The 16,525-nt window shown below is 74.3% G+C and carries 15 protein-coding genes and 1 pseudogene; 7 read left to right on the top strand and 9 right to left on the bottom strand.

All coding sequences use genetic code 11. The features are described from left to right. Positions 1-10 precede the first annotated feature (10 nt). The gene (gene glmS / locus ACIA5A_RS01685) at positions 11-1,924 is read right to left on the bottom strand and encodes a glutamine--fructose-6-phosphate transaminase (isomerizing) (protein WP_396755346.1); all 1,914 of its coding nucleotides are present in this window, start codon (positions 1,922-1,924) and stop codon (positions 11-13) included. Positions 1,925-2,272: 348 nt separating this feature from the next. Between glmS and ACIA5A_RS01680 the strand changes: the two genes are divergently transcribed. The 3 genes from ACIA5A_RS01680 to ACIA5A_RS01670 are packed head-to-tail and all read left to right on the top strand — an operon-like array spanning position 2,273 to position 5,646. Continuing rightward, entirely contained in the window at positions 2,273-3,301 is a 1,029-nt protein-coding gene (locus tag ACIA5A_RS01680; RefSeq protein WP_396755344.1) for an MmpS family transport accessory protein, read from the top strand. A 60-nt stretch (positions 3,302-3,361) separates the two neighbouring features. Next, entirely contained in the window at positions 3,362-4,549 is a 1,188-nt protein-coding gene (locus tag ACIA5A_RS01675) for a pyridoxal phosphate-dependent aminotransferase (RefSeq protein ID WP_396755342.1), read from the top strand. Continuing rightward, the gene (locus ACIA5A_RS01670; RefSeq protein ID WP_396755340.1) at positions 4,546-5,646 is read left to right on the top strand and encodes a threonine aldolase family protein; all 1,101 of its coding nucleotides are present in this window, start codon (positions 4,546-4,548) and stop codon (positions 5,644-5,646) included. The genes ACIA5A_RS01675 and ACIA5A_RS01670 overlap by 4 nt, the downstream gene beginning before the upstream one ends. A 34-nt stretch (positions 5,647-5,680) precedes the next feature. Here the strand turns inward: ACIA5A_RS01670 and ACIA5A_RS01665 are convergent, their stop codons facing one another. Next, positions 5,681-6,286, bottom strand: a complete 606-nt coding sequence (locus ACIA5A_RS01665; RefSeq protein ID WP_396755338.1) for a helix-turn-helix transcriptional regulator — start codon at positions 6,284-6,286, stop codon at positions 5,681-5,683. A gap of 97 nt (positions 6,287-6,383) precedes the next feature. Between ACIA5A_RS01665 and ACIA5A_RS01660 the strand changes: the two genes are divergently transcribed. Both ACIA5A_RS01660 and ACIA5A_RS01655 read left to right on the top strand, forming a co-directional pair. Beyond that, positions 6,384-9,209, top strand: a complete 2,826-nt coding sequence (locus tag ACIA5A_RS01660) for an FtsX-like permease family protein (RefSeq protein WP_396755336.1) — start codon at positions 6,384-6,386, stop codon at positions 9,207-9,209. A 2-nt stretch (positions 9,210-9,211) separates the two neighbouring features. After that, a complete protein-coding gene (locus ACIA5A_RS01655) occupies positions 9,212-9,958 on the top strand; it encodes an ABC transporter ATP-binding protein (protein WP_396755334.1) in 747 nt (248 codons plus the stop codon). A gap of 16 nt (positions 9,959-9,974) precedes the next feature. Here ACIA5A_RS01655 and glmM read toward each other — a convergent pair whose 3' ends face one another. The 6 genes from glmM to ACIA5A_RS01625 all read right to left on the bottom strand — a co-directional run bounded on the left by glmM (position 9,975) and on the right by ACIA5A_RS01625 (position 13,971). Beyond that, positions 9,975-11,330 carry a phosphoglucosamine mutase gene (gene glmM, locus ACIA5A_RS01650; protein WP_396755332.1) on the bottom strand — a complete coding sequence of 452 codons (1,356 nt, stop codon included), beginning with the start codon at positions 11,328-11,330 and terminating at the stop codon, positions 9,975-9,977. Positions 11,331-11,440: 110 nt separating this feature from the next. Further along, positions 11,441-11,905 (bottom strand): 30S ribosomal protein S9, encoded by a 465-nt coding sequence (rpsI, locus tag ACIA5A_RS01645; protein WP_089155217.1) that lies wholly within the window; start codon positions 11,903-11,905, stop codon positions 11,441-11,443. Between the two features lie 20 nt (positions 11,906-11,925). Then, positions 11,926-12,369 carry a 50S ribosomal protein L13 gene (gene rplM / locus ACIA5A_RS01640; RefSeq protein ID WP_091065920.1) on the bottom strand — a complete coding sequence of 148 codons (444 nt, stop codon included), beginning with the start codon at positions 12,367-12,369 and terminating at the stop codon, positions 11,926-11,928. Positions 12,370-12,654: 285 nt separating this feature from the next. After that, a complete protein-coding gene (locus ACIA5A_RS01635) occupies positions 12,655-12,960 on the bottom strand; it encodes a hypothetical protein (protein WP_396755329.1) in 306 nt (101 codons plus the stop codon). Further along, positions 12,938-13,198, bottom strand: coding sequence for a DUF6364 family protein (locus ACIA5A_RS01630; RefSeq protein WP_181570298.1), 261 nt, complete (start codon positions 13,196-13,198; stop codon positions 12,938-12,940). The genes ACIA5A_RS01635 and ACIA5A_RS01630 overlap by 23 nt, the downstream gene beginning before the upstream one ends. 74 nt (positions 13,199-13,272) lie before the next feature. Next, positions 13,273-13,971: a class I SAM-dependent methyltransferase gene (locus ACIA5A_RS01625; RefSeq protein WP_396755327.1), complete on the bottom strand. Its 699-nt coding sequence runs from the start codon at positions 13,969-13,971 to the stop codon at positions 13,273-13,275. A 254-nt stretch (positions 13,972-14,225) separates the two neighbouring features. Between ACIA5A_RS01625 and ACIA5A_RS01620 the strand changes: the two are divergent. Continuing rightward, positions 14,226-14,435, top strand: a pseudogene (locus ACIA5A_RS01620) (nitrite reductase (NAD(P)H) small subunit); the annotation flags it as partial. Then, the gene (locus ACIA5A_RS01615) at positions 14,436-15,524 is read left to right on the top strand and encodes a uroporphyrinogen-III synthase (RefSeq protein ID WP_396755325.1); all 1,089 of its coding nucleotides are present in this window, start codon (positions 14,436-14,438) and stop codon (positions 15,522-15,524) included. A 7-nt stretch (positions 15,525-15,531) separates the two neighbouring features. Here the strand turns inward: ACIA5A_RS01615 and ACIA5A_RS01610 are convergent, their stop codons facing one another. Further along, positions 15,532-16,488 carry a ferritin family protein gene (locus ACIA5A_RS01610; RefSeq protein ID WP_396755323.1) on the bottom strand — a complete coding sequence of 319 codons (957 nt, stop codon included), beginning with the start codon at positions 16,486-16,488 and terminating at the stop codon, positions 15,532-15,534. Positions 16,489-16,525 lie beyond the last annotated feature (37 nt).

Here is a 16,525-nt window from a genome sequence, read left to right as displayed (position 1 = left end):
CCGGTCGGAGCTACTCGACGGTGACCGACTTGGCGAGGTTCCGGGGCTGGTCGACGTCGTGTCCCCGGGCCGCGGCGATCTCGGCGGCGAGCACCTGGAGCGGCACGGTGGTCACCAGCGGCGCCAGCAGGGTCGGCGTACGCGGCACGTAGATCAGGTGGTCGGCGTAGCGGACCACCGCCTGGTCGCCCTCCTCCGCGATCACGATGGTGCGGGCGCCCCGGGCGCGCACCTCCTGGATGTTGGAGACGACCTTGTCGTGCAGCATCCCCCGGCCCACCGGCGACGGCACGATGCAGATCACCGGCGTGCCCTTGTCGATGAGCGAGATCGGGCCGTGCTTCAGCTCGCCGGCGGCGAAGCCCTCGGCGTGCATGTACGCCAACTCCTTGAGCTTCAGCGCGCCCTCCAGCGCCACCGGGTAGCCCACGTGGCGGCCGATGAACAGCACTGTCGGCTCGGACTTCAGCTCTCGGCCGAGCGCGCGGACCGGCTCGATCCGGTCCAGCAGCTCGCGCAGCTTGGCCGGCATCTCCTGGAGCTGGGACACCACCGCGCCCACCTCGTCGGCGAACTTGATGCCACGCACCTGGGCCAGGTGCAGGCCGATCAGATAGCAGGCGACGACCTGGGTGAGGAACGCCTTGGTGGAGGCGACCGCGATCTCCGGGCCGCCGTGGGTGTAGAGCACCGCGTCGGACTCGCGCGGGATGGTCGAGCCGTTGGTGTTGCAGATGGCCAGCACGCGGGCCTTCTGTTCCTTGGCGTGCCGCAGCGCCATCAGCGTGTCCATGGTCTCGCCGGACTGCGAGATCACCACGATCAGGGTGGACCGGTCGAGCACCGGGTCGCGGTAGCGGAACTCGCTGGCCAGCTCCACCTCGCAGGGGATCCGGGTCCAGTGCTCGATGGCGTACTTGGCGACCAGCCCGGCGTGGTAGGAGGTGCCGCAGGCGACGATGAAGATCTTGTCGACGTCGCGCAGGTCCTGCTCGCTGAGGCGCACCTCGTCGAGCGCGATCTCACCGCTCTCGGTGAGCCGGCCGAGCAGCGTGTCGGCGATGGCCTGCGGCTGCTCCTCGATCTCCTTGAGCATGAACCAGTCGTAGCCACCCTTCTCGGCGGCCGACGAGTCCCAGTCGATGTGGAAGTCCTTGCCGCTGGCCGGCTGGCCGGCGAAGTCGGTGATCTCGATGCTGTCCGGCGTGATCAGGACGATCTGGTCCTGGCCCAGCTCGACGGCGTCCCGGGTGTGCTCGATGAACGCGGCCACGTCGCTGGCGAGGTAGTTCTCGCCGTCGCCCCGGCCCACCACCAGCGGGGAGTTGCGCCGGGCGCCGACCACCGCGCCGGGGATGGCGGCGTCCACCGCGAGCAGCGTGAACGCGCCTTCGAGCCGCTCGCAGACGACCCGCATGGCGGAGGCGAGCAACTGCGGGCTGTCGGCCTCACCGGCAGAGCGCAGGTCGGCCAGCGCACGGGCGATCAGGTGCGCGGCGCACTCGGTGTCGGTGTCGGAGGCGAACTCGACGCCCTCGTTCTCCAGCTCGGTGCGCAGCTTCGCGAAGTTCTCGATGATGCCGTTGTGGATGACCGCGACCCGGCCGTCCGGGGAGAGGTGCGGGTGGGCGTTGCGGTCGGTCGGGCCGCCGTGCGTGGCCCACCGGGTGTGGCCGATTCCGGTGGTGCCGTCGCCGATGCCGATCGGGCTGGCGGCGCAGTCCTCGGGGTTGTCGGCGGCCCGCTCGGAGAGCACCTTCTCGAGGTTGGCCAGCTTGCCGGCCTTCTTCTCGGTCAGCAGCTCGTCGTCGCAGACGACGGCGACACCTGCCGAGTCGTAGCCGCGGTATTCCAGCCGCCGAAGTCCGTCGAGCACGATGCCGAGCGCCGGGCGCGCACCGGCGTAACCCACGATTCCACACATGGTCCGCAGCCTAACCCAGTTTCGCTCATCGCGCGTGCGCGGAAGGCCGGTTTACGATCACCGGCCGTGAGCGAACCGGTCGCCCCAGCTCACCCACCGGACAAACCACGCACCCCACGCGCACGCCCCGCCCGAACGCCCCACCGCCCGGGATCACCCATCCACATCGCGAGAACCTCGGGGATCGTGGTACGAAAGTGCCCTTCCGGGGGCCGTTCCGTACCAAGATCTCGGCCGAGCCGCTCGTGGCGGAACGACGGGGGCGTGCGGATGGCGGTGAGCGCCTACATTGAGGGGCCGCCTCGCCCCCTCCGCGTCGTCCGCGCCGTACCCCTGTGAGCTGAGCCGATGTCCGAGACGACCCCCTCCCCCGAGCCGACCCCCGGCCCGACGGAACCGGCCGCGGCGCCGGCCGCCGGGGAGCCCGCCGCCTGGACGCCCCCGGATCCGCTGGCCGCGCCGCAGCCGTGGACCCCGCCCGCGCCCTGGTCGCCCTCGGAGCCGAGTCCCTGGGCACCTCCCGGCAGCGACCCCACCGGTCCACCCGCCGCACCCGGCCCGCACACCCCGCCGGGCACGAGCACCACCCCGCCGGGCGGGACCGGTCACCCGGTCGTCCGGCCGGTCGCACCGGACGAACCCGACGCCGCCGGCCGACCCGGCACGACCGACGATCCCGGCGCGACGGGATGGCCGCCGGCGCTGCACCCGAGCGGGCCGTACCCGCCCGGGCCGTACCCGCCCGGTCCGCACCCGGCCGGGCCCTACCCCGCCGCCCCGTATCCGCCGCCGCCGTACCCCGCCGGGCCGTACCCGCCGGGGCCCTACCCGCCGCCGTACGCGTATCCCGGCGGGGCGCCGCGCCGGTCGAGCAGGGGTTGGGTGCTCGGGCTGGTGATCACCGTCGTCGTCGCGGTGGTGCTGGCCTTCTGCGGCTGCGTCGGCCTGGGCGTGCTCGGCGGCTTCGTCGACGGGGTGACCTCGTCCGGTGAGCCCTACGACGAGCCCTACATCTACGGCCCCGACGAGCCGACTCCGACGCCTGCCGCTCCGGCACCGGCCACCCCGGCGCGGGCCGCGCCGGCCACCACCCCCTCAGGCGGGCCCGGCCGGTTCAGCGTGGTGTACGAGGTCACCGGCACGGGAGCGGCAAACGTCGACTTCTACGACGCCAATGGCGACTTCGTCCACGTCGACGGGATGAAGCCACCGTGGCGGCTGACGTTCACCGCCAACGACCGGAAACAGGTGCAGCTCGTCGCCGTGGCCGACAACCAACAACGCGACGGGGTGACCTGCCGGATCACCATCGACGGAAAGGTCGTCTCCCAGGAGTCGACCGCGACGGACTGGATAGCGACCTGCTTCGGATGGTGACGCCGCGAACGGGTGGGTGGTGGGCTTGCGACGTCGGCGCCGGGCCGTAGGCTGGCCGCCGTGACGACGACCGATCCGCTGGTGGCCCGGATGCGGCCGTTCGGCACCACCATCTTCGCCGAGATGTCGGCGCTGGCCGTGCGCACCGGCGCGGTCAACCTGGGGCAGGGCTTCCCGGACACGGACGGCCCGCCGGAGATGCTGGCCGCCGCCGCCGAGGCGCTGCGCACCGGCCACAACCAGTACCCGCCGGGCCCGGGGATCCCGGCGCTGCGCGCGGCCGTGGCGGCCCACCAGCGGCGGTTCTGGGGCCTGGAGTACGACCCGGACGGCGAGATCGTGGTGACCGCCGGCGCGACCGAGGCGATCGCGGCGAGCGTCCTCGCGCTCTGCGAGCCGGGTGACGAGGTGGTCTGCTTCGAGCCGTACTACGACTCGTACGCGGCCTCGATCGCGTTGGCCGGCGCGGTGCGCCGCCCGGTGACGCTGCGCCCCGGCGCGGACGGCCGGTACGCCTTCGACCCGGCCGAGCTGCGGGCGGCGTTCGGGCCGCGGACCCGGCTGGTGCTGCTGAACTCGCCGCACAACCCGACCGGGAAGGTCTTCACCGCCGACGAGTTGGCCCTGGTCGCCGAGCTGTGCCAGGAGCACGGCACGTACGCGGTGACCGACGAGGTCTACGAGCACCTGGCGTTCACCGACGCCGCCGCGCCGCACGTGCCGCTGGCCACGCTGCCCGGCATGCGGGAGCGGACCCTGCGGGTCTCCTCGGCCGGCAAGACGTTCTCCTGCACCGGCTGGAAGGTCGGCTGGGTGAGCGGCCCTCCGTCGCTGGTCGCCGCCGTGCTGCGGGTGAAGCAGTTCCTGACGTTCGTCAACGCGGGTCCGCTGCAACCCGCGGTGGCGGTGGCGCTCGGGCTGCCGGACGAATACTTCACCGGCTTCCGTGCCGACCTGCAACGCCGCCGGGACCATCTGGTCGCCGGGCTGGCCGACGCCGGGTTCGGCGTGCTGGCGCCGGAGGGCACCTACTTCGTCACCGCCGACGTGTCACCGCTCGGCGGCCGGGACGGGGTGGAGTTCTGCCGGGCCCTGCCGGAGCGGTGCGGGGTGGTGGCGGTGCCCACGCAGGTCTTCTACGACGACGTGGCGGCGGGCCGGCGGCTGGTCCGGTTCGCGTTCTGCAAGCGGCCGGAGGTGCTCGCCGAGGCGGTGACCCGGCTGGGCCGGCTCCGGGAGGACCGATGAGCGACGGGTACGCCGAGCGGCTGCGCCGGCTGGCTGCCCAGCGCGGCTGCGAGACGATGCTCTCCGGCGTACGCCCGGCGACGGTGCGGGAGCAGGTGGCCGCGCTGGCCGCGGTGGCCGGCGACGAACTGCCCGACTTCTACGGTGAGGGCGGCGCGGTGGCCGAGCTGGAGGCGCGGGTCGCCGAGCTGCTCGGCGCGGAGGCGTCCGCGCTGTTCCCGTCCGGCACGATGGCCCAGCAGGTCGCGATGCGGTACGGCGCGGAGCTGACCGGCCGTCCCGGCGTCGGCCTGCACCCGCTGAGCCACCCGCTGCTGCACGAGCGGGACGCGTACGCGCTGCTCACCGGCGTGCGGGCGGTGCGCACAACGACCGCGCCGCGCAACCCGACGGCCGCCGAGGTGGCCGCGCTCGACGAGCCGATCGGCACGCTCTGCCTGGAGTTGCCGCTGCGCGACGCCGGCTTCGTGCTGCCGACCTGGGACGAGCTGGTCGCCGTGGTCGCGGCGGCGCGGGCGCGGGGCGCCCGGGTGCACCTCGACGGCGCCCGGCTCTGGGAGTCGACGGTCCATCTCGGCTACTCGACGGCCGAGGTCGCGGCGCTCGCCGACAGCACGTACGTCTCGCTCTACAAGTCGCTCGGCGGCCACTCCGGCGCGGTGCTGGCCGGCGACGCGGACCTGGTCGGGTACGCCCGCGCCTGGCGGCACCGCCACGGCGGCACGCTGTTCCAGCAGTGGCCGGTGGCGCTGGCCGCGCTGGCCGGGCTGGAACGGGAGCTGCCCCGGCTCGCCGGCTACGTGGGGCACGCGAAGGTGGTGGCGGAGGCGCTGGCGGCGCTGCCCGGCGCCCGGGTCCATCCGGCGCCGCCGCACACCCACCAGTTCCGGTTCTGGCTGCCCTATCCGGCGGCGGTGCTCGACGCGGCGAACGTCGCGCTCGCCGAGGAGGAGCGGGCCTGGTTCGTCGGCGGCTGGCGGGACAGCGAGGTGCCGGGGCTGGCGCTGGCGGAGGTGACGGTCGCCGGGCCGGCGCTGGAGTTGGACGCCGACGGCGTACGCGAGCTGGCCGGCCGCTTCCTGCGCCGCCTGCCCTGATCGCGGCGCCCGCACGTCGGCGGGTCGGGGCGGCTCAGCCGGCGGCGCGCGCCGGGCCGCCTCCGGCGGCGGGGGGCTCGGCGGTGGTGGCGTCGGCGGCGAGGCCGGCGAGCGTGGCGCCGCCGTCGGCGAGCAGCGCCGCCTCGGCGTCGTCGACGAAGGCCAGGTCGGCCTCGACGTGCCGGCCGGCGGCCGAGAGCAGCAGCCGGACCACCGGGTCGTCGGCGCCGCGCCGCAGCCCGTCGAGGTTGCGCAGCTCCCGCATGAGGTGGGCGCGCTGGTTGGCGAGCACGGTGCGGACGACGTCGGGCTGACCGGACCGAACGGCGGCGGTGACCTTGAGGAAGAAGTCGTCCCGGAAGCCGCCGCTGCGCGGGCTGGGGGCGGTCAGCCAGCGGTCGAGTTCGACGCGGCCGTCGCCGGTGATCTCGTAGACCACCCGGTCGGGCTTGACCGGCTGGGGGTGCCGTTCGGCAACCACCAGTCCGTCGCGGGAGAGCCGGTCGAGGATCTGGTAGAGATGACCGATGTTGAGCGGGCCCCACTGCGGCCCGACCGCCGTCTCGAACGCGCTCTTCAACTCGTAGCCGTAGCTGGGCCCGCGGGCGAGCAGGGCCAGGACGGCGTGCTGGATCGCCACCGTCTCCTCCGATCCGGTTCGGGGCAGGCACCCGGAAGGGGGCCTTGCATTGTCACAATGTATCGCGCACAGTGTGCTCAGCACACGGGGAGGCGCGATGGTCGGGTTCATCTGGGGTCAGCTTCGCGGCCGTGCCGGTCGGTCGGTGGCGCTGCTGGTCGGCGTGCTGGTGGCCACCACCGGCTTCGTCGTCCTCACCGGCGCCACCACCACCTCCCGGCTCGCCGTCACCGGCGCCGTCGAACGGAACACCCGCGCCGCCTACGACATCCTGGTCCGGCCGAAGGGCGCCCGCACCCCGCTGGAGGCGGAGCGCGGGCTGGTCCGGCCCAACTACCTCTCCGGCACCTACGGCGGCATCACCACCGCCCAGTACGACCAGGTCCGGGCGGTGGCGGGGGTGGACGTCGCCGCCCCGATCGCCATGCTCGGCTACTCCACCACGTCGATCGAGATGCCGCTCGACGTCACCGAGGCGGTCGACCCGGCCCTGGACCGGCAGCTCGTCCGGATCGACCGCGAGTTCCTCGCCGAGCGCGGCCTCAGCCACGCCCCGGCGCAACCCACCTACGTGTACGTGACGACGCACCCGCTGACCTATCCGGTCATCGGCGACGAGTACTACCCGGACGCGGTGCGCTACACCGACGGGCGGACCTACGACACCGACGACTGCGGGCTGCTGCCCCGCGAGACGCTGCCCGGCGGGCGTACCGCGCCGATCTGCGACCTCCAGGTCGAGCAGGGCAACGCCATGCAGGACCTCAGCGAGCGACAGCTCTGGAAGGTGGAGGCGTTCCGGATGCTGCCCGGGGGCCGCTTCCTGCCCTCGACGGTGCGATCCACCGCCGAGCCGGACAAGCCCGTCCCGCCGGCCTCCCGCCTGACGGTCACGGTGCGTCTCACCGTGCCGCTCCTGCTCGCCGCCGTGGACCCGGCGGCCGAGCAGCGACTGGTCGGCCTCGGTGACGCGGTGGTCGCCGGTCGGCCGCTCGCGACCACCGACACCACAGTGGTGACCAAGGTGGGCGGCGGGCTGTCCAGCCGGACCCTGCCGGTGCTCGCCACCAGCCGTCCGTTCCTCGACGGCGCGATCCGGGCCACCTACACCCGCTCCCCGCTGGACCGCAGCATCGCCGGCGTGCCGCCCCGAGAGCTGGCCGCACGGCTGCGCGGCGCGCCGGCGACCCCGGCCGGCGGCACGGAACGGGACGCGTTGAGCGCCTACCGGTCGCAGCTCGACGCCGGACTCGGCCCCCGCACCTGCTGTCACGGTCAACTCCAGATCGTGGTGCAACCGGGGCAGGCCGCCTACGACCAGTCGCCCGACCGCACGCTGCGGGTCCGTCCGACCCCCGCGGACCCGGCCGTGTACGGCGACTCGCAGGACCTGGTCACGTTGCCCCGGCCGTGGCTCAGCGAGGACACCGGCTACCGGCCGCTGACCCAGTTGCGGCTGGGGCGCGGCGCCCAGGACGCCCGGCAGTGGAAGGCCGTCGGGCTCTTCGACCCGGAGAAGCTGACCGGGTTCAGCGACCTCGGCAGGGTGCCGCTGGAGACGTACGAGCCGCCGCGTGCGGCGGGGGCCGACGACCGCAGCCGCGCGGCGTTGAGCGGACGGCCGCTGGAGCCGAGCGGCAACCCTGCCGGCTACCTGTCCGCGCCGCCGCTGCTGCTCACCAACCTCGCCAGCCTGCCCGGCCTGCTCTCCGCCGGCAGCAGTCCACAACGCACCGCGCCGATCAGCGCGATCCGGGTCCGGGTCGCCGGCGTGGACGGCTACCGCGAGCGCGCCGCCGAACGGGTCCGGCTGATCGCCGAGCGGATCGCCACCACCACCGGCCTCGACGTGGACATCACGCTCGGCTCCTCCCCCGCCCCGCAGACCGTCGACCTGCCCGCCGGCGCCTTCGGCCGCCCCGACCTGCGGTTGACCGAGAAGTGGTCCGCGCTCGGCGTCGCCTCGGTCATCACCCGGGCCGTGGACCGCAAGAGCGCCGTGCTGTTCGCGCTGGTGCTCGTGGTCTGCGCGCTCTTCCTCGGCAACGCGGTCACCGCCGCCGTCCGGGACCGCCGGGCCGAGCTGGCCGTGCTGGCCTGTCTCGGCTGGCCGGCCCGCCGGATCGGCGCGCTCGTCCTCGGCGAGGTCGCCGCGCTCGGACTGGTCGCCGGGCTGCTCGCCGTCGGCCTCGCCGTGCCGCTCGGCCACGCCCTCGGCATCGGCGTCGACTGGGGGCGGGCCCTGCTCGCCGTACCGGTAGCCCTGCTGCTGGCGCTGGTCGCGGGCTTGGCGCCGGCGCTGCGGGCGGCGCGCGCCCACCCGGCCGCCGCCCTGCGCCCGCCGGTGGCCGGCGCCCTGCGCGCCCGCCGGACGCGGACCGTCGCCGGGATGGCAGTGGTCAACCTGGCCCGTGTGCCGGGGCGCACCGCACTCGGCGCCGCCGCGCTCGCCATCGGCGTGGCCGCGCTCACAGTGGTCGGCGCCGTCTCCTTCGCCTTCCGCGGGGCCGTCGTCGGCAGCCTGCTCGGCGACACCGTGTCGCTGAGCGTGCGCGGCGCGGACACCCTGGCCGCCGTGGCGACCGTGCTGCTCGGCGCCGCCGCCGTCGCCGACGTCGTCTACCTCGACGTCCGCGACCGGGCCACCGAACTGGCCACCCTGCTGGCCACCGGCTGGAGCGACGGCGCGCTCGCCCGCCTCATCGGCTACCAGGCCCTGTTCCTCGGTGGGCTCGGCGCGCTCACCGGCGCCGGCCTCGGCCTCGGCGGCGCGGCCTGGCTCGTCGGCGACGTGCCGGCCGCGCTGGTGGCCGTGGCCGCGGTGGTCGCCGCGGCGGGGGTGCTGGTCACCTGCCTCGCGGCGCTCGTACCCACCGGCCTGCTCCGCCGGCTGCCCACCGCCCGACTGCTCGCCGAGGAGTGACAATGGACCCGACCACCGGAAGCACCGTGCGCGCGGACGGGCTGGTCCGCGAGTTCCGGTCCGGCACCGAACGGCTCACCGCCGTCGACGGGGTGTCGCTGGAGATCGCGAGCGGCTCGGTGACGGCGCTCACCGGCCCGAGCGGCTCCGGCAAGTCGACGCTGCTGCACCTGGTCGGCGCGATCGAACGGGCCGACCGGGGCAGCCTCACCGTGGACGACGTGGAGATCACCGCGCTGCGCCGGGCCGCGCTGGCCCGCTACCGGCAACGGGTCGGCTTCGTCTTCCAGCGCTACCACCTGCTGCCGGCGCTGACCGTGCTGGACAACGTGATCGCGCCGGTGCTGCCCCGCCCCGGCCGGGCCGACCATCAGGCCCGGGCCCGCGAGCTGCTGGCCGCCGTCGGCCTGGCCGAGCGGGAACGGGCCCTGCCGGCCCAGCTCTCCGGCGGGCAGCAGCAGCGGGTGGCCATCGCGCGGGCGCTGATGGGCCGGCCCCGCCTGCTGCTGGCCGACGAGCCCACCGGCAACCTGGACTCCACCACCGGCGCGCAGATCCTCGACCTGCTGCTGGAGCTGCGCGAGCGGCACGGCATGACGATCCTGCTGGCCACGCACGAGCGGGCCATCGCCGCCCGCTGCGACCGGCTGATCCGGTTGGGCGACGGCCGGATCGTCGAGGACGTCGACCTCACCGACGGCGAGGACCCGGCCGACACGTTCGACCGGGCCTCCCGACTGCGGCTCTGACCGCCGGCGGACCCGCTCAGCCGACCGGGCTGGCGGTCCGGACGTGCGCGGCGATGCGCTCGGCGACCTCGCGCGCGGTGGCCTCGGTGGCCGCCTCGACCATGACCCGCACCAGCGGCTCGGTGCCGGACGGGCGGAGCAGCACCCGGCCGGTCTCGCCCAGCTCGGCCTCGGCCCGCTCGACCTCGGCGCGCACGGCCGGCGCGGCGGCGCCGACGGTACGGTCGCCGACCGGCACGTTGATCAGCACCTGGGGCAGCTTGGTGACCACGGCGGCCAGCTCGGCCAGGGAGGTGCCGGTGGCCGCCATCCGGGCCATCAGGTGCAGGCCGGTGAGCACGCCGTCGCCGGTGGTGGCGTACGCGGGCAGCACGATGTGGCCGCTCTGCTCGCCGCCCAGCGCCAGGCCGGAGGCGCGCAGCTCCTCCAGCACGTACCGGTCGCCGACCTTGGTCTCGACCAGCCGGATGCCGTGCGCGGACATGGCCAGCCGCAGGCCGAGGTTGCTCATCACGGTGGCGACCAGGGTGTCCTGGGTCAGCTCGCCGGCCTCGCGCATGGCCAGGGCGAGGATCGCCATGACCTGGTCGCCGTCGACCTCCTCGCCGTCGGCGGTGACCGCGACGCACCGGTCGGCGTCGCCGTCGTGGGCGAGACCGAGGTGCGCGCCGTGCTCGACCACCGCGGCGCGCAGCGCGTCGATGTGGTTGGAGCCGCACTCGTCGTTGATGTTGAGCCCGTCCGGCTCGGCGTGGATGGCGATCACCTCGGCGCCGGCCTCCCGGTAGGCGACCGGGGCCACGTCGGCGGCCGCGCCGTTGGCGCAGTCGACCACGACCTTGATCCCGTCGAGGCGGTGCGGCACGGTGCCGACCAGGTGTTGCACGTAGTGGTCGGCACCGTCGAGCAGGTCGTTGACCCGACCCACGCCGGCGCCGATCGGGCGCTCCCAGGCGGTGGTGGCGTTCGCCTCGACGGCCGCCTCGATCCGCATCTCGATCTCGTCGGGGAGCTTGTGCCCGCCGGCCGCGAAGAGCTTGATGCCGTTGTCCGGCATCGGGTTGTGCGAGGCGGAGAGCATGACGCCGAGGTCGGCCTTGATCTCGGCGGTGAGGAAGGCCACCGCCGGAGTGGGCAGCACGCCGACCCGGACCACGTTGGCGCCCGCGCTGGTCAGGCCCGCGACCACGGCCGCCTCCAGCATCTCGCCGCTGGCCCGGGTGTCCCGGCCGACCACCGCCAGCGGCGGATGGCTCCGGTCCGTCTCGGCCAGTGTGTGGGCCGCGGCCACCGCGACCGCGAGCGCCAACTCCGGGGTGAGATCCGCGTTCGCCCGCCCGCGTACGCCGTCCGTGCCGAACAACCGGCCCATACCCGCCAACCTCCGTGCCGTCGAGGAGAGAAACGCGGAACGGCCGGGCCGCCCCCGCAGAAGGGAGGCGGACCCGGCCGTCCGTCAGAAGTACAAGACGCTGAGGGTGATCAGCGCTTCGAGTACTGAGGAGCCTTGCGGGCCTTCTTGAGGCCGTACTTCTTGCTCTCCTTGACCCGGGCGTCACGGGTCAGGAAGCCGGCCTTCTTCAGGGCCGGGCGGTCGTCGGGCTCGTTGACGATCAGCGCCCGGGCGATGGCGAGCCGCAGCGCGCCGGCCTGGCCGGTGGTGCCGCCGCCACGCAGGTTGGCGATCACGTCGAACGCCTCGGGCTTCTCGGCGGTGACCAGCGGGTCCTTGATGAGCTGCTGGTGCACCTTGCTCGGGAAGTAGGCCTCGAGGTCGCGGCCATTGCAGGTGATCTTGCCGCTGCCCGGGATGATCCGGACCCGGACGATGGCTTCCTTGCGACGGCCCACGGTCTGGATCGGGCGGTCACCGCGGGGCGCGCGCGCGACGGGCGCCGGCGCCTCGGTGGCCTCGGGGGCGACCTCGGTCTCGGTGATGTCGGTCATGCTGCTTCCTTCGCCCGCGCTCACTGCGCGATCTGCTTGATCTCGAACGGCGCCGGCTGCTGCGCGCCGTGCGGGTGCTCGGCACCGGCGTAGACCTTCAGCTTCTTGAGAATCTGACGGCCCAGCTTGTTGTGCGGGAGCATGCCCTTCACGGCCAGCTCGACGGCCCGCTCGGGCCGCTTGGTGAGCAGCTCGTCGTAGCCGACCCGCTTCAGGCCACCCGGGTAGCCGGAGTGGCGGTAAGCAACCTTGGTCTGACGCTTGTTGCCGGTCAGCGCGACCTTGCCCGCGTTCACGATGACGACGAAGTCGCCCGTGTCGACGTGCGGCGCGAAAGTCGGCTTGTGCTTGCCACGCAGCAGCGTGGCGGCGTGGGTCGCCAGGCGGCCCAGCACGACGTCAGAGGCGTCGATGACGTGCCACTGACGCTCGATCTCACCCGGCTTCGGGCTGTACGTACGCACAGGTCTACCTTGTCTCGTCGTCGGTCTGGGGTCGCGCGCCGAGGTAACCGGGGCTTCCCAGTCGAACCAGCGCGCACGAACGACCAAGCGTACCTGATGCGGCACGCCTAAGAATGTCGTACAACAGCAGGCAACGATACCGGGCCGCCGGGCGGCAGGTCAAAACGGGGTCACGCCGCGCGCGGCCATGACTCCGCTCACACTCCGTGCAGCGTACGCGGCCCCGGCGATGGCCAGCACCGCCGGCCCGACGAGCGCGCTCACGGCGGGCCGGCGGTGAGACGGTCACAGCTCCTGGAGGATCCGCAGCGCCCGGCCGACCCCCTGCATGGTCTCGGTGTCGGCCACGTCCACGCACTCGGTGAACCACTTCTTCATCGGCGAGGAGATCCGGTCGGGCATCACCACGAAGCCGCCCATCCGCACCGCGAGCGGGGAGTCGCGCAACAGCGACTCCTCGACCACCTCGGCGACGATCACGATCGGCACGTCGGTGGAGTTGTAGACGTCGGAGCTGACGACCAGGCCGAACCGTTCCCGGGCGCCGGAGATGCGCCAGACCTCTCCCCTACGCAGCACGCGGACGCCCACCGCCGAACAGGGCGTCGTGGACCATGCCGGCCTCCTGGGCGTCGGCCAGGGCGGCGGATTCGAGGTCCAGGCCGGCGCGGCCGACCGCGTCGGCGTGCGCGGTGAACACCTCGCGCAGCGCCTTCTCCCGGGCGGCCCGGTCCATCCAGGCGGAGAGGGAGAGCCCTTCCCGCTTGGCGAACCGGCGCGCTTCCTCGATCGTCTCGTCGGAGAACGACAGTGTCACCTTGGCGGTCATGCCGAGCAGATTACCCACCGGTATGACCGCCAGTCATCCCCACGCGCGCCGATCGCTGAACCGGACACCGCCGGTCACCGCGGACGGTGGCCGCCGAAGACGGCGAAGCGCCACTCCTTGTAGAAGCAGTCGACGTCGACAAGCCCGGCCTCGCCGAGCCAGCGGCACTGGTCGGCGACCGTGGCCGGGCGGTCGTAGCGCATCCGCTCCCGGGAGGCGGCGATCTCCTCGGCGTCCGAGCCCAGCTCGGTGATCCGGGCCGTCCACACCTCGTCGTAGCGCCGGTCCAGCGCCGGGGTCGGGCCGGCGACCTGCTCGGCGTTGACGAACACGCCGCCGGGGGCAAGCGCGTCGGCCGCCCGCCGGTAGAGCGCCCGCTTGCCGTCGTCGTCCAGGTGGTGCACGGCCAGCGCGGAGACCACCGCGTCGTAGCGGCCGGCGGGCAGCGGGTCGGCCAGGTCGGCGTGGACCGTGCGGTGCGGCACCCCGCGGGCGGTCAGGTGGCCGGCGGCCACCGCCAGCATGCCGGGCGCGCCGTCGACGAGCGTCAGCCGGACGCCCGGTACGGCCGCGGACAACAGCAGGGAGAGCAGGCCGGTGCCCGCGCCGAGGTCCAGCACCTCGGGGGTACGCCCGGCGGCGAGCGCCGCCCGCAGCGGCGGTGCGGCCACCTCGACGGCGGCGCCGTAGAAGGCGTCGAAGCAGGGCACCAGTCGACGCCGAGCCTCGTCGTAGCTGCCGGCCACCGCGTCGAACGCGTCCGTCACGCTCATGCGTGCCTCCTGAATGATGAGACAGTTTTCTCACATTCTAGACCCCGCGGTCCGCTTCGTCACGACCGTGCGGTGTGAGGCGCTCTTGACAGGACTGAAACAGAGGGGACCCGGACCGGAAACCGCCCGGCGGCACGCTTTTCCGACATGACAGACGGTGCACGCGTGGCGACGCAACCGGCCCCCGGCCGACGCCGCCGGCCCGTCGTACCGGACCCGCCGGAGGTGCGGCGATGAGTCGCGCGACGACGCCGGACCGGACGCCGGTCGGCGACGCGTACGTGATGCCGCAGGGCCTGGTGGGCAGCCGGTGCGGGGTGCCGTCGCTCGCCTCCCTCCCGCACGAGCAGGTCCACGACCTCACCACCGGGCGCTGCCCGGACCTTCCCGCGGCGACGCTGCGACGGCACCGGGTGCGCTGCCGGGCCGGCCTGGTCGAGGTGCGGCTGCGGCAGGAGGAGTGAATGCGGGACGAACTGGCGGGCTTCACCATCGGGGTCACCGCGGACCGGCGGCACGACGAACTGGCCGCGCTGTTCCAGCGCCGCGGCGCCCGGGTGGTGCTCGCCCCGGCGCTGCGGATCGTGCCGCTGGCCGACGACGGCGACCTGCGCGAGGCGACCCGGGCCTGCCTGGAGCACCCGCCGGACGTGTTGATGGCGAACACCGGCATCGGGATGCGGGGCTGGCTGGAGGCGGCCGAGGGCTGGGGCCTGGCCGAGCCGCTGCACCGCACGCTGTCCCGCGCGTACGTGGTGTCGCGGGGGCCGAAGGCGACCGGGGCGATCCGCGCCGCCGGCCTGCGCGAGCACTGGTCGCCCGCCTCGGAGAGCTGCGACGAGGTGGTCGAGCACCTGGTCCGGCGCGGCCTGGCCGGTCAGGTGGTGGCGGTGCAACTGCACGGCGACCGGCAGCCGGAGTGCACCGAGGCGCTCGTCGCGGCCGGGGCCTCGGTGATCGAGGTGCCGGTCTACCGGTGGGCGCCGCCGGCCGACCCGGCGCCGCTGCACCGGCTCATCGACCTGGTCGCCGGACGGCTTGTCGACGCCGTCACGTTCACCTCCGCCCCGGCGGCCGAGGCGCTGCTGCGGGCGGCCGGCGACCGGACGGAGACGGTGCTGGCCGCGTTGCGCGGCGACGTGCTGGCCGGGTGCGTGGGCACGGTCACGGCCGAGCCGCTGGTGCGGCGGGGGGTGCCGGTGAGCGCGCCGAGCCGGGCCCGGCTGGGCGCGCTGGTCCGGACGATCGTCGAGGAGTTGCCCCGCCGTACGGTCTCGGTGAAGGCCGCCGGACACGTGCTCACGTTGCGCGGGCACGCCGCCGTGGTGGACGGCGAGTTGCGCCAGTTGGCGCCGGCCCCGATGGCCGTGCTGCGGGCGTTGGCGGCGTCACCGGGGAAGGTGCTCTCCCGCACCGCGCTGCTGCGGACGCTGCCGCGCGGTGCGGACGAGCACGCCGTCGAGATGGCGGTGGCCCGGCTGCGGGTGGGGCTGAAGGCGCCCCGGGTGGTGCAGACCGTGGTGAAGCGCGGCTACCGCCTGCGGGTGGACTGACGCCGGCTCAGGGCCGTCGGCGGTCGCCCCCGCCGCCGACTTGGAGGTCGACCAGGGCGATCAGGAACGCCGACGCATGGCCGGCCTCGTCGTGCGCGATCTCGGCGAACAGGTCCGCCGCCGCGTCCTCACCGACCGAGGCGGCCTGCCGGGAGAAGGCCGGGTACATGGTGCCCGCCTCGTAGACCTCGCCGTCGATCGCGTCGCGGAGGTTGTCGGCGTCGGTGCGGACCAGGCCGGCCAGCGTGGCCGCCTCGCTGAAGTGCTCGCCGAGTTCCTGGCCGGCGGTGTTCTCCCAGAGCCGGGCCAGCCGCAGCCGGCCGCCGTCGCGGGCGTGCCGGGCGTAGAGCGTGTACTTCGCGTTCGCGAACGCCTCGCCGCGCACGGTGGCCTCCAGGTTGTCCCGGGTCGCGCCGGAGCAGACCGGCCGGCCCGGGGTGATCGCCACCGGGGGGACCGCGTCGCCGACCGGGACGCCCACGCCGGAGCCCGGGTGGGTGATCGCGTACCGGGCGAGACGGAAGCGGGCGGCGTGCCGGGCCTCGTCGGCGGCCAACTCCTGGAACAGCCGCGCGGCCCGGGGACAGCGGTCCCGGCGGGCCTGCCGGGCGTAGCCCGGGTAGACCACTGTGGCCTCGTGCCACTCGCCGTTGATCGAGTCGTTGAGGTTCGCCTCGTCGGAGCCGACGAAGCCGATCAGCGCGGCTTCCTCGGCGAAGTGCTCGGTCAGCTCGGTGCCGCCGGTGGCCCGGAACAGCTCGGCGATGTCGTCGTGGCCGGTGCGCGCCGCCTCCGCCCCGTACGCCAGGTATTTGGCGTGGGCGAACGCCTCCCCCCGCATGGCCGTCAGCGTGTGGGCGCGGGTCCTGGCGTCCGCCACCGCCGCCCGCGCGGGCGCCGCCGCCAGGCCCGCACCGAGCAGGGCGCCGGTGACCAGCGCGGTGATGCCTCTGACTGTCCGCATCGGATTCCCCTCTCACGTGGTCACGCTGTGAAAGACC

It is taken from the genome of Micromonospora sp. NPDC051300 (assembly GCF_044455315.1).
GTDB lineage: Bacteria > Actinomycetota > Actinomycetes > Mycobacteriales > Micromonosporaceae > Micromonospora > Micromonospora robiginosa.
The sequence above is the reverse complement of the archived record's forward strand: the minus strand, read 5'-3'. Positions and strand labels throughout refer to the sequence as shown.